The sequence below is a fragment of the Pseudomonas silesiensis genome (assembly GCF_001661075.1).
Lineage (GTDB): Bacteria > Pseudomonadota > Gammaproteobacteria > Pseudomonadales > Pseudomonadaceae > Aquipseudomonas > Aquipseudomonas silesiensis.
Genome location: NZ_CP014870.1, coordinates 4,101,720 through 4,114,708, shown reverse-complemented (window position 1 = coordinate 4,114,708; position 12,989 = coordinate 4,101,720). Strand labels below are relative to the sequence as shown.

Below are 12,989 nucleotides of genomic sequence, written 5' to 3'. Positions count from 1 at the left end.
AACCGACTGGCAGTAAATCCGCCAATACTTGAGTAAATGACAGTATGTATATTCCTGCCCAATGGTCCAAAACATTCAGTGGGGCGCCTATTGAACGACAAACTATCGGAGAGTCAGGGGCAGAGGTTTTTCGCATTCGCTGCATCAACGGGAAACACCTGTTCGTGAAGTCCGAGCCCATTGGCGCGCACAGTGAGCTACCGCAAGAGATTGAGCGTCTTCGCTGGATGAACCGCTTAGACCTGCCTGGGCCGACGGTTCTTGATGTGACGACAGAAAACAATCGCCATTGGTTACTCATGAATGCCGTCCCCGGACAGGATCTGGCCAGTGCCAACGACTTGTCTGCTCCCCAAGTCATCAGCGTCCTGGCGATGGCTCTGCGTACTCTGCACCAGGTGCCAATTGAGACATGTCCCTTTGACCACTCCCTGGAGCAGCGCATAGCAGCCGCCAGGAGTCGAGTGAGCGCCGGGCTTGTTGACGAGGCAGACTTTGACGATGAACGACAGGGGCGGACCGCTGAGGAAGTTTTCACACAGATGCTGTCGATGCTCCCTGAAACATATGATCTTGCGGTTACCCACGGCGATGCCTGCCTGCCGAATTTCATGGTCGAAGGAAGCAGCTTTACCGGCTACATCGACTGCGGCCGACTAGGCATCAGTGACATCTATCAAGATCTTGCACTGGCGGCCCGAAGCATTGAGCGCAATTTGGGACCTGCATGGGGAGCTCCATTTTTTCGCGCTTATGGTGTGGAGCCAGATCAGCGCCGTATAGCATTTTACTGTTTGCTGGATGAGTTCTACTGATGACTGCAATGAGTGGAAAGAACGTTGCCAGGCGCAGGTCACGGTCACTCGGATCAGGCAACGATTCAAGTTCCAAAACGCGGCGCCCAGGCCCCTGATCAGCGCTAGCGCAAGCTCCACGACACCCCGACATACATCGCCAGACCCTCGCCCGGCGTGGACCGTGCCGCATCCAGCCCCTTATCGTCGTAGCCCGGCGTGACGGTGCCGGCGTAGTGTTTGTCGGTCAGGTTGCGCATGTCCAGCCAGGTCTGCCAGTCGCCCTTGGGCGCGTTGTAGCCCAGGGTCGCGCCGAACAGCGCGTAGGGATCGGCGTAGTAGCTATTGGCGTAGTCAACCGCCACCTTGGACACCCACTGGGTATTGAGTGCAGCGAAGAAGCCCTGGGGCCAGTCATAACGCAGTTCGCCCTGGTAGTAGTGCATCGGCAGGCCGGGGAGGCGGTTGTCGCCGAAGCGCTCGTCGTCGCGGTAATGGAAGTCACTGAAGGTGTAGCTCTGGCGCAGGCTCAGTTGGCCGCCATCGTCTCGCGACCACAGGTTGCTCGACAGGCTGGCTTCCACGCCCTGGTGCACGGTGGGGCTGGCGTTGAGTTCGTAGGGCGTGGTGGCGTTGGCATCCGGCAACACCGAGAGCAGTTCGTGGCGTACCTGGGCGTAGTACCAGGCCAGGCTCCATTGACCCATTGTGCTGTCGCCGCGGCCGCCGATTTCCAGGGTGGTCGCGGTTTGGTTTTGCAGCTCGATCGGGTCACGCTGGGCGCCGGTGGCGGCGCCGCTACCGGCCGGGAAACGCTGGTTGGCGCTGTAGATCATCGACCAGGGGTGTGGCGCTTCGACCGAGCGGCTGAGGTTGCCGAACAGCTGCAGCTCGGGTGTCAGCTGATAGCGCAAGCCCAGGCGCGGGGCGTAGTCCCAGTCGCTCAGGCTGGTCTTGCCGCCGCCTTGGGGGTAGGTGACGGCGCTTTCGCGGCGGGTGTAGATGGCGGCGAGGCCGGTGGTCAGCCACAGGTCGTCGGCGATCTCCAGATCATTGCCCAGGTGCAGGACGGTGTCCGAACCCTGGTAGGTGAAGTTACGCATGGGCGTGCCCGGTGCATAGCCGGCGGTGTTGCCGGTGGGGATGCGCACCCGTTCGCTGGCGCCGGCATTGGGCAGGTGTTTGGTCACACGCAGGCCCGCAGTGCTTTGGCTTTCCAGGCCCCAGAGGGTGTCGCGTCGCTTGTAGTCGAAGGTGCCGCTGACGTCGGTGTACGCCACCTTCAAGCGGTTGGGACCTTCGCGCAAGTCCATGGGATAGTCATGGTAGGCAAGGCCGGTCTGGATGCTCGAATCGTCGTCGATGTAGTAGGTGGTCTTGTTGCCGATGAAGGTGCTGCCCGGTTGCTCACGGCTGTCGTCCCGCGCCACGTAAGCGGGGTTGGCTGCCCGTGGGTCGTGCTCGATGGAGTGCTTGGTCACGCGCCCGGCGAGTTCGTTGTCGGTCTGGCGGTAGCGCAGGTAGAAGCGGGTTTCCAGGTTCGGGTTGAAGCGGTAGCCGAAGTTGGCAATGACGCCCTGACTGTCACTGGCGGTATGGTCCTGGTAACCGTCGGCACGCGCGTCGGTCATGGCCACGTAATAATCGAAGTCGCCCAGCACCTGTCCGGAGCTGACCTGACGCTGTTGATAGCCGTGGCTGCCCATGGCGTAGCGCACCTGCAACAGCGGTGCGTCGTAGCCGGTGTGGCTGATGTAATCGATGGCGCCGCCCAGCGCCAGTGCGCCTCGGTCGAAGCCGTTGGCGCCGCGCAGCACTTCCACGTGGTCGAGCCACAGCGGCTCGAGCAATTCATAGGGCGTGCCACCCGGGCCGGTCAGCGGCAGGCCATCGAGCATGGCGTACAACCCTGAGGCATGGGCACCGGGTGCACGGTTGATCCCCGATCCACGGATCGAAATCTTGGCCCCTTCGTTGCCCGCCGACTGGGCATAGACTCCCGGTTGATAAGCCAGTACATCCTGGTTACTCGCCACGCGGCCTTGCAGGGGCCGGCGCAGGTCGACCACGTTGGTGCCACCGGGCACTTCGGCCAGTCGGGCCTTGGCGTCCTCGATCGAGGCGTCTTCGCCGCTGCGCTCCTCAGCCCCGATCAGCACTTGTCCCAGCTCCAGGCTTTGGGTCTCGGCCATGGCCGGACAGGCAAGGGCCAGCCCCAGCATCGCAGCGGGCAAGGATTTGGGCGAGGGCATGGGGAGAACTCCAGACGGACAGGAACGGGCAGTGAAGAACTGCGACGTAGAGAAGAACGAAGGAAACACATGTTTAATTCAAGGGAGCGAAGATTCCAGCGCTTTTGGTTTCTGCTTGAATACAGTCTCAGGCGGATGGCAAGGTTTTCAGCCGTTACAGCGATAAATTTGAAATGCTCGGCGTAGCTCGACAGAATCGCACCCCGATCCGGCACCAAGGTGCCGGACGTCCGTGGTGAAAAGGAACTGCAGTTGAACGAACAGACATTGTCCATGCGCCTGGAGCGGGTGGCTGCGCAGGTGCCGGCCGGTGCGCGCCTGGCCGATATCGGCTCGGATCACGGCTACCTGCCGGTGGCGTTGATGCGCCGTGGCGCCATCGCGGCGGCGGTGGCCGGCGAGGTGGCATTGACGCCGTTCCGCTCGGCCGAACGCACCGTGCGCGAGAATGGCCTGGACCTGCAAATCACCGTGCGCCTGGCCAGTGGCCTGGAGGCGATCGAGCCGCAAGACGGGATTACGGCGATCAGTGTCTGCGGCATGGGCGGCGAGACGATTCGCGACATCCTCGACCGTGGCAAGGCGCGCCTGAGCGGCCAGGAGCGGCTGATTCTGCAGCCCAACGGCGGCGAGCAGCCTCTGCGCCAATGGTTGATGGACAATGACTACCACATCCTCTACGAGGAATTGCTGCGGGAAAACCGCTTCGACTACGAAATCATCGTCGCCGAGCGCGCCGGGCCGGTGCTGTACACCGCCGAGGAGTTGTACTTCGGCCCACTGCAGATGCAGGCACGCAGCCCGGTGTTCCTGGCCAAGTGGCAGCGCAAGCTGCGCCACAAGCAGCGCACCCTGGCCGACTTCGCCCGGGCGCGGCAGGCCGTGCCCGAGGAGAAGGTGCAGGAAATCGCCCGGCAGGTCCGGTGGATCACCGAGCTGCTGGCTTGAGCCCGGACCAGGCGGTGTACGAAAAGCCATGCTTGCCGGCGTTCGGCATCATCCAGTCCTGACCGGAGCTCACTCCAGCTGATGCCGGAAAGGCAAGTCCGGTCCGGTCTTGCCGCAGGTCAGGGCGGCGGCGCTGACGGCAAAACCGAGCATTGCGTCGATCTGTTCTCGGCTCAAGCGCTGCAAGCCCTCCACCGAATCCGACTGCTGCTCGGTCAGCCAAGCGATCAATGCCGCCTGGAAGGTGTCGCCGGCGCCCACGGTATCGACCGTCACCACGGCATGGGCCGGCACCGACCAGGTACCATGGCGGCGACTGAACACGGTCGCGCCCTGACCGCCGCGGGTGAGGAATACCAGTTGGCAGCGGTGTTCCAGCCAGCCCTCGATCACGCATTGCGGATCAAGCCCGGGGTAGAGCAGGTTCAGGTCTTCGTCACTGACCTTGATCAGGTCGGCATGCTCGACCAGCGTGCTGATCCGTTCGCGCCAACGTTCGATATCCGGCTCTGGGTTGAGTCGCACGTTGGGGTCGAGGCTGATCAGGCGTTTGCCGCTTTCCCGGCGGACCAGCGCCAGCAGGGTATCGGCAATCGGCTGCACCACCAATGAGAACGAGCCGATATGCAACCCACGCACCCCAGCGTCCAACTCAGGCAAATGCTTGGGCAACAGCTGGCGGTCGGCGCAGCCTTCGCCGCGGAAGCTGTAGTGCGGCGAGCCATCGGCGCCGACGGCGACCATGGCGAGGGTGGTCGGTGCATCGAAGTCCTGCAGGTAGTCCAGGCGCACGCCTTCCTCCTGCAGGGTTTGCCGCAAACGCCGGCCCAGGTAGTCGGTGGACAACCCGGCCAATAGCGCCACATCAATGCCCAGGCGCCGCAAGCCGATGGCGACGTTGAACGGCGAGCCGCCGGCAATCGCCCTGTAGTTCACTGTTGAAACTTTAGCGCCGGCGTCGTTCTCACTGAAGAAATCGAACAGCGCTTCGCCACATACCAGATACATAGTCGTTTGCTCTTTAAAGGTTCGCTACAGGTTGTCATTGGATCAATTGCGGCAAGGCGGATAGCAGATCAAGCGCAGCTGTCGGTCAACGGCATGATTGTTTCTCAAGGAGAGCCAGTGGGTTGTTCATCGGTGAGCGTAAAATCGGCTTCGCTGCTGGCCGACATCACAAGTTCGGCATTCGGAAGGTCGTTTCGACTGACCTTTTCATACGAGGCCGATTCATCGAAACCGAATGACCGCCATCGATCAAGCAGTCGCGCCTCAAGGGTTTTGCGATCGACGTGCAGCATAATCGTCGCGTCAAAACAGTTTCTCAACGACGACCATGGGGCGAAGTTCAATAGAAGGTAGTTGCCTTCCACGATGAGATATTTCACTTCAGAGGAAACCAGTCGTCCTGCAGCACGGGATATCTCCAGGCGTCGATCGAATACCGGAACGGCAACCGTGGGTTCGTTGTTCGCACGAAGCCGCAGCAGTAGATTCCTGAAGCCACCCACGTCGAATGTGTCGGGGGAACCCTTGCGATCCAAGAGGTTCAAGGATCCGAGAACCGCGTCATCGTAATGAAAGCCATCTCCGGGAATGACCGCTGCGCTCCCCGGCATACTGTTATTAAGGGCTTGTGCCAAGGCCTCGGAGACGGTGGACTTACCGGCACCAGGCGGTCCCGCTAACGCAATGACAACCCGATAGCCAGGCAGTGCCTTGATGTAGTCGAGTAGCGCTGTGCTTACAAGGGTGTTTGCGTAGATATACATGCCGGATTTCTCTTCAGCAGGCGTCGCTCTGTCTTTCCTCAGGCTGCTGCGAGCACCTCGCAGCAGCCATTCCCTGCATCACAGGCTGAAGATCCTTATGCCGCTGGATTCAACCGTCAATGATCAGCTTGCCAGCCTTTGTACTCCGAGACATTGGCCCGGGTGACCAGCGAGGGTTGCAGCAGTACCGTTGTGCTTTCCAGGGCTTTGCCATTGAGCAGGTCATTGCCCATCGTGACGGCCTGTTGTGCCTGGCCCCAAGGGGACTGAGACGCAGAGGCCTGGATCTGTGTATCGCTCTTGAGTGCTGTCTCTATATCGGGCGCTCCATCCACCGATGCGATAATGATGCCTTTACGCTTGAGTTGCTTTGCTGCCAGGTCTGCACCTATGGCTTGGGGATCATTAATGGCGAACACGGCGTCGACTTTTGCGAAGCGCGTCAGGTCGCCTTGCATCACGCTGTAGCCACCTTCGCGCGAGCCTTTTGCATCCTGATTATCGGACAATACCTTGATAGCGGGTGCCTGTGCGAAAACACTCTTGCAACCGTTGACCCGGTCCAGGACTGCGGAAGTTTGCGTTCCGTTCTGGATAATAACGTTACCCTTGCCACCCAGTTGCTCGGCAATGTACTGGCAGACTATCCTGCCGGCTTCGACGTTATCTGTCTGTACTGTAGCGTTGGCACCTTGCACCATGACATCTACACCCACAACCACGATGCCGGCCTTTCTTGCTTTCGCAATCGCAGGCGCAATTGCCACAGGGTCGACGGCATTGACAAGAATCAGGTTGACGCCCGATGAAATGAAGTTATCGATCTGGGTGAACTGCTTGTTTAAATCGTAGTCGGCCGAGACTGAGGTGAATTTTGCGGCTGGATTGATTTGCAAGGCCTGCGCTTTGGCGCCATTTACCATCGCAACGAAATAAGGATTCCCCAACGAGCCAACGGTTATTCCTACGGATTTCAATTCTTGCGCTTGAGCGGTGTTAAATGCCAGGCAGGCACAAGCCGCGGCCAATATCGTTTTCTTCATGAGTACAGTCTCTTATTGTTGGAATATCAGGGGGGTGTTACAGGATTCAGGTGCGTGCGCCGGTCTGCCGAAAGCGATCGAGTGCTACCGCCCCGATAATGACGACACCCTTGATGATGTATTGCCAGATATCCGAAACGCCAAGCAATATCAGGCCGTTGGACAGTGTCGCGATGATCAGGGCGCCAATCAGCGTACCGACGATGGTGCCGACGCCTCCGGTGAACCGTGTGCCTCCCAGGATAACGGCGGCAATAGCGTCGAGTTCATAGGACTGGCCCATTTGCAGCCCATTGGCGGCCATCAATCGAGCGGACGTCATGATCGCCCCCACACCCGCCAGCAAACCGGATATGGCATAAACGAAGAGCAGGACTTTCCAGACCTTGATCCCCGATAACCGTGCGGCCTCAGGATTGCCGCCCACTGCGTAAATCTGTACGCCTAAAACGGTCCGACGAAGAATGAGCCACGACAGCGTCACGACGACCAATGCGATCACGACCAGCCATGGCACCCCGAACAACGTATCGTTACCAATGTAGGCAAACGACAGATCGGGGTTGAACACTGTTTTGTCTTCGCCAATGAGGCGTGCGATCCCACGCATCGCCGTCAATCCGCCCAGCGTGACTATAAATGCAGGCAGCTTGCCGAAAGCGACCAACACGCCATTGACCAGCCCTAGCAGCAGTCCGATTCCAAGCCCCGCAGGAATGGCCAGGCCAGCCAATCCGGGAACTTGCGATACCAACAGCGCCACCACGGCAGAAACAGCCAGGATCGAACCCACCGAGAGGTCGATACCCCCGGTCAAAATCACAAAAGTCAGACCGGATGCCAATACCACGTTGATAGAGGCTTGTTGGCTGATGATCGAGAAATTTTGCGCCGAGAAAAAGCTGTCGCTCATCAGGCTGAAGCCCACACACAGGAGCAGCAATACCGGGAGCATGCCCGCCACCCTCATCATTTGGCGCATTTTTTCCTGTGCGCCAGGTCCGGCGATGTTCCGTGCATTGGGGGTGATGAAGTCACTTGCTACTTTGCGTTGCAGTGGGGAAGTCATTGGACTAAGTCTCCGTTGGCTAGAGTCAAGCTGTCGCTGCCTGTGGCAAACGCGATAATGGTTTCAGGTGTGATATCAAGACCGCTGCGGTCACCGAGTTCGGCGACAAGTTTTCCTTCACACATGACCAGCACACGGTCAGCAATTCCAACAATCTCTGGCAGTTCACTTGAAATCATCACGACACAAACGCCGGAGGCGGCCAATGCATTGATTATTTTATATATTTCGGTTTTGGCTCCGATATCGACGCCCGAAGTAGGCTCGTCGAGGAACAGTACTCTGGGCTTCATTTCAAGTAGACGAGCCAGCAAAACCTTTTGTTGATTGCCTCCAGACAGCGCGCCGACATTGATGTCCGGGGAGGCTTTGATATTGAGTGCCTCAATGGCTTGTTTAACCCGTGCGTTTCCAGCCGATCGGTCCACAACACCCGTCAATGAAGCATCACTTCCCAATACACAGACATTGATATTGTCGTGGACACTCATATCGAGAAAGAGGCCCAAGGCTTTGCGGTCTTCTGTCAGATAGGCGATACCTGCATTGCTTGCATCGCGAGGGGAGCGAATGGCTACAACTTCGCCATCCAGTTCAATGTGTCCACTGGCGTACGCATCGACACCTGCGATCAATCGGGCAAGTTCCGTTCTCCCTGAACCCACCAGTCCTGCAATCCCGAGAATTTCGCCCGCGTAAAGATCGAAACTGCAATCCTTGATCTTGAATCCGTCTGTCAGGTTGCGAACGCGCAGTATCGGTTGCTCATAAGTACACGAGGCACGCTCATGGGCATAGAAACCGGAGACATCGCGGCCCACCATCATTCGGACCAGGGTGTCGGCCGATAGCGTGCCACGGTCCAGCGAACCCACGTAATGACCGTCCCGGAGCACCGAAACAAAATCGGACAGTGCGTATATTTCAGCCATTCGATGGCTGATATAAATGATCGCGACACCGTCATCACGTAACTGGCGAATCAGGGTAAACAGACTTTCAGTCTCTTTTGAAGACAGCGGCGTTGTCGGCTCGTCCATCACCAGGATTCGCGCATCGGCATGAATGGCACGGGCGATCTCAACCAGTTGCTGGTCCGCAATCGACAATGTGCCGACTAGCGCATGTGGATCGAAAGTAACGCCAAGTCGCTTTAGTACACCCTGCGCACCTTCGGTCATGGCTTTGTGGTTAATAACGCCGCATCGACGAATTTCTCTACCCAGGTAGATGTTTTCGACCACGCTCATATTCGCGCACAAGCTGAGCTCTTGATAGATGACCGAGATGCCGTGACGCTTCGCCTCATTGAGGCCGTAATGTCGAATATCACATCCATCGATCCGGACAGTGCCACTGTCGGCGATATAGGCCCCCGACAGTATTTTCATCAGCGTGGATTTTCCGGCGCCGTTTTCGCCCATCAGCGCGTGGATTTGTCCGGGGAAGATACTGAGATCGATGTCATGCAGGACGCGTACGCCATTGAATGACTTGGAGATGGCGCGCATTTCCAATAGAGCAGGGGGAGGGCTTTCAGATCCGGTATTCAGCATAGCGGTTGACTCCTTATCTACCGATTTGAGAAGCGGTGAAGCCGCTCATCGGTTGTTCTTGTTCGACAAACATAGTTCAAAGGAAAGCGCTTGCGCAAGCGCTTTCCTTTGTCTGTGGAGGGATTTTTGAAAGTTAGGAAAGCGCTTGCGCAAGCGCTTTCGTCTCGGCTATGCTTTTTTCGACAGCGTCCCCGCTCCCGTTAACCGTTTGCCAGGGAATCGCCAAAATAATAAAAAAGGAGTGCCCGGCCATGCTGCATAGCGCAGTCCACCATCTCGCCCCACCCGCTGTCGGTCTGCAGCGCACCTCGCTGGGTCTGCCCCGACATCGCACGCCTGTCCCGGCATCGATTCCCGGAGCTTGCGACACATTTTCTCGCCGTGAGCTTTACAATGGCTTGGTGCCGGGCATGAGCCCGGCGCTATCCATGAATTCACGTGAGAAAGGAGTGGTACACAGTGGGCGCAAAGATGAGTGACGTCGCGCGGGCCGCAAACGTATCAATGTCTACGGTATCCCATGTACTCAACGGTACTCGCAAAGTACATCCGGACACCGTTCGTAACGTGAATCAGGCTGTAGAGGCCGTAGGCTATATTCGAAACTCGCTCGCACGGTCCCTGGCCCGTTCCTCTTCAGGGGCCATAGGGGTGGCGATCGCTACGCTGTCAAACTATTACTTCAGTGAAACAGTACGTGCCATCGAAGCGGCCTGCGCGAAAAGCGGTTTGATGATGATACTGGTCAATACGCAAAAAGATCCGGAGCAAGAGCTCAAAGCGGTCAAGGCACTGCATGAAAGACGGGTTGACGGCATTGTACTGGCCTCGGAGTATGATCCGGAAAATAGAGTCTTCAATTACTTGAAGGCCAACAACATACCCACGGTTCTTATCGATCGGCTGCTGTCGACGTCTTTCGATCAGGTGGGGGTGGAGAACAAGCAATCATCTCAAGAGTTGATTGCACATTTGATTAAACTTGGACATCGGCGTATCGGGATGGTCTCCGGACGATTGACCCAGTCTTCTTCTCTTGAGCGAATTGACGGTTACCGTGCGGCCTTGGCCGAGGCTGGAATTGCCTACGACGAGCAATTGGTTTGCTGTGGTGAATCGGCGATTGCGCCGGCCATGGAAGCCACTCGCCGTTTGCTGGCGCTGGAGCACCCGCCGACCGCCATCATGACTGCCAACAATCTGATGACCATTGGTGCGATGCAGGCTCTTCGTGCAGCAGGCCTTGAAGTGCCAAAGGACATCGCGCTGGTCGGCTTTGACGACTTCGACTGGGCGGATGCTTTTAGCCCCCGATTGACCGTTATGGCGCAACCTCTCGAGGAATTGGGAGCCCAGGCGGTGAAGCTACTATTGAAGCGTATCAAGCAACCTGAGGGGCGCCGCCAGACGCTTCGATTGAAACCCTCTTTAATTCAGCGGGACTCTTGCGGCTTTCCCAAATAATTGTACTCAGGGATTGATCCTGATGAACTGGCGGTTGCGGGCGTGAATTATTCTGATTATTTCCACGTCTGGCCGCCTGGGTGGACTTTGAAACTAAGCAGCCAGTACCTCGTTTTCCATTTGTCGTGCACATTTGCATAAGTTCACTTTTTTATTGGGTGACCGGCGTTCGGTTTTTTTTCAGGTTTTGATGGTTTTATTATTGAGATTGGATCTATTTAGATCGCGTTGGTAAATTCCGATCTCTTGGAATGAAGTCCGATAATGCAGAGTAATTAAACACTGTAGCGCGTACTGCTGCCGGGCACTTGTGCGTTCGCAGAAGTATAAAACAATCAGATTGGAATCGTTGGATCAGACGGCGCAAGCCGGATTGGCAAAGAGAGACTGAGCATGAATAACTACAACAAAGCGAGTGATGTGACTGCATTGCCGGCATGGCGCAAGCTGCTCGACCACCGGGAGAGCATGAACAATTTCAGTATGCGCGATGCTTTTCGGGATGACGGTCAACGCTTCCAGGATTTTTCCCTGGCAGGCTGCGGGCTGTTTCTGGATTACTCCAAAAACCTGATCACTCACCAGACGCGTTCATTGCTTGTAAACCTTGCGCGTGAGGCTGGCGTGGAACAGGCCGCGCACGCCATGTTCAGTGGAGAAAAAATCAACTGTTCCGAGGGACGTCCTGTGCTGCATACCGCGCTGCGGCGTCCAGTGGGGGAGCCGTTGATGGTCGATGGCCGCAACCTGATGCGCGATGTGCATGGTGCCCTGGCGCAGATGACCGACGTGGTGAGCCGTATCCATAGCCACCTTTGGCGTGGTTACAACGACAAGGTCATCACTGATGTCGTGAACATTGGTATCGGCGGCTCGTTTCTGGGCCCGGAGCTGGTCTCTGAAGCCCTGGCGCCTTTCGCTCGCCATGGGGTGCGGTGCCATTACCTGGCTAACATCGACGGCAATGAGTTTCGAGAGGTGACAGCCGATCTGAACGTGGAAACAACGCTGTTCATCATCTCCAGCAAAACCTTCGGAACTCTGGAAACCTTGAAGAACGCGCACGCGTGTCGAAGCTGGTACCTGGCCAAGGGCGGGACGGAAGAGAAGCTGTATCGCCATTTCATTGCCGTGACCAGTAATCGCCAGGCTGCGCTGGATTTCGGCATCCGTGAAGCCAACGTCTTCCCCATGTGGGACTGGGTCGGAGGTCGTTATTCACTATGGTCGGCAATCGGACTGCCAATTGCGCTGGCCATTGGCATCGCTAACTTCAAGGAACTGCTGTCCGGCGCCTACGCGATGGATCAGCATTTTCTGAATGAACCGCTGGAACAGAACCTTCCCGTTCTTTTAGCGGTACTCGGGGTTTGGTATCACAACTTTTGGGGGGCGCAAAGTTATGCGTTCTTGCCCTATGACCACAACCTTCGCAACTTCGTAAAGCATTTGCAGCAGATGGACATGGAGTCCAACGGTAAAAGTGTCCGTCGTGACGGCACGCCGGTTTCCTACACCACTGGCCCGGTCATCTGGGGCGGCGTGGGATGTAACGGACAGCACGCTTACCATCAGTTGCTGCACCAAGGCACGCCTCTGATTCCGGCTGATTTCATTGTACCGGTGGTCAGCCATAATCCAGTGGCTGACCATCAGGAATGGTTGTACGCCAATTGCTTGTCTCAAAGCCAGGCGCTGATGCGCGGTAAGACCCTTAGTGAAGCCGAGGCAGAACTAAAAGCCAAAGGCCTTTCATCCAGTGAAATTGAACGGCTGGCGCCGCATAAGGTAATCCCCGGTAACCGGCCAAGTAATACAGTCGCTCTTGAAGTCATCAATCCACATAGCCTGGGGGCGCTGATTGCGCTTTATGAACATAAGGTCTTTGTCCAGGGTGTCATTTGGGGAGTCAATTCGTTTGATCAATGGGGCGTGGAGTTGGGCAAGGAACTGGGCAACAGCGTCTACAACCTTCTGACTCGCTATGACGCGGAACCGGCAGATGATTCCTCGACGCAGGGGCTGATAGATTTCTTCCGGGGACGTCATCGGGGTTAGAAGCTAATTAAGTTTTTCCGTCATTACTTTGCA

The 12,989-nt window shown here is 57.2% G+C and carries 10 protein-coding genes; 4 read left to right on the top strand and 6 right to left on the bottom strand.

Going from position 1 to position 12,989, the window contains the following annotated elements:
* Nucleotides 1–44: 44 nt before the first annotated feature.
* Complete coding sequence (locus PMA3_RS18230; RefSeq protein ID WP_064678486.1) at nt 45–815, top strand: APH(3')-II family aminoglycoside O-phosphotransferase; 771 nt, start codon at nt 45–47, stop codon at nt 813–815.
* A 104-nt stretch (nt 816–919) separates the two neighbouring features.
* On the opposite strand, the gene PMA3_RS18225 is transcribed toward PMA3_RS18230, so the two are convergent.
* Nucleotides 920–3,046, bottom strand: a complete 2,127-nt coding sequence (locus PMA3_RS18225) for a TonB-dependent receptor family protein (protein ID WP_064678485.1) — start codon at nt 3,044–3,046, stop codon at nt 920–922.
* 252 nt (nt 3,047–3,298) lie between these two features.
* Here PMA3_RS18225 and PMA3_RS18220 point away from each other — a divergent pair, with 252 nt between their 5' ends.
* Nucleotides 3,299–3,994: a tRNA (adenine(22)-N(1))-methyltransferase gene (locus PMA3_RS18220; RefSeq protein ID WP_420848516.1), complete on the top strand. Its 696-nt coding sequence runs from the start codon at nt 3,299–3,301 to the stop codon at nt 3,992–3,994.
* Nucleotides 3,995–4,063: 69 nt separating this feature from the next.
* Here the strand turns inward: PMA3_RS18220 and PMA3_RS18215 are convergent, their stop codons facing one another.
* From PMA3_RS18215 to PMA3_RS18195, 5 genes are all read right to left on the bottom strand, one after another.
* Complete coding sequence (locus PMA3_RS18215) at nt 4,064–5,002, bottom strand: carbohydrate kinase family protein (protein ID WP_064678483.1); 939 nt, start codon at nt 5,000–5,002, stop codon at nt 4,064–4,066.
* 104 nt (nt 5,003–5,106) lie between these two features.
* Nucleotides 5,107–5,766 (bottom strand): nucleoside/nucleotide kinase family protein, encoded by a 660-nt coding sequence (locus PMA3_RS18210; protein ID WP_064678482.1) that lies wholly within the window; start codon nt 5,764–5,766, stop codon nt 5,107–5,109.
* 116 nt (nt 5,767–5,882) lie between these two features.
* Nucleotides 5,883–6,809 carry an ABC transporter substrate-binding protein gene (locus tag PMA3_RS18205; RefSeq protein WP_064678481.1) on the bottom strand — a complete coding sequence of 309 codons (927 nt, stop codon included), beginning with the start codon at nt 6,807–6,809 and terminating at the stop codon, nt 5,883–5,885.
* Nucleotides 6,810–6,855: 46 nt separating this feature from the next.
* The gene (locus PMA3_RS18200; protein ID WP_064678480.1) at nt 6,856–7,878 is read right to left on the bottom strand and encodes an ABC transporter permease subunit; all 1,023 of its coding nucleotides are present in this window, start codon (nt 7,876–7,878) and stop codon (nt 6,856–6,858) included.
* Nucleotides 7,875–9,434 (bottom strand): sugar ABC transporter ATP-binding protein, encoded by a 1,560-nt coding sequence (locus PMA3_RS18195; RefSeq protein ID WP_064678479.1) that lies wholly within the window; start codon nt 9,432–9,434, stop codon nt 7,875–7,877. The genes PMA3_RS18200 and PMA3_RS18195 overlap by 4 nt, the downstream gene beginning before the upstream one ends.
* 459 nt (nt 9,435–9,893) lie before the next feature.
* On the opposite strand from PMA3_RS18195, the gene PMA3_RS18190 reads away from it, so the two are divergent.
* Both PMA3_RS18190 and pgi read left to right on the top strand, forming a co-directional pair.
* Entirely contained in the window at nt 9,894–10,898 is a 1,005-nt protein-coding gene (locus PMA3_RS18190) for a LacI family DNA-binding transcriptional regulator (protein WP_082930365.1), read from the top strand.
* 393 nt (nt 10,899–11,291) lie between these two features.
* Nucleotides 11,292–12,956 (top strand): glucose-6-phosphate isomerase, encoded by a 1,665-nt coding sequence (gene pgi, locus PMA3_RS18185; RefSeq protein WP_064678478.1) that lies wholly within the window; start codon nt 11,292–11,294, stop codon nt 12,954–12,956.
* Nucleotides 12,957–12,989 lie beyond the last annotated feature (33 nt).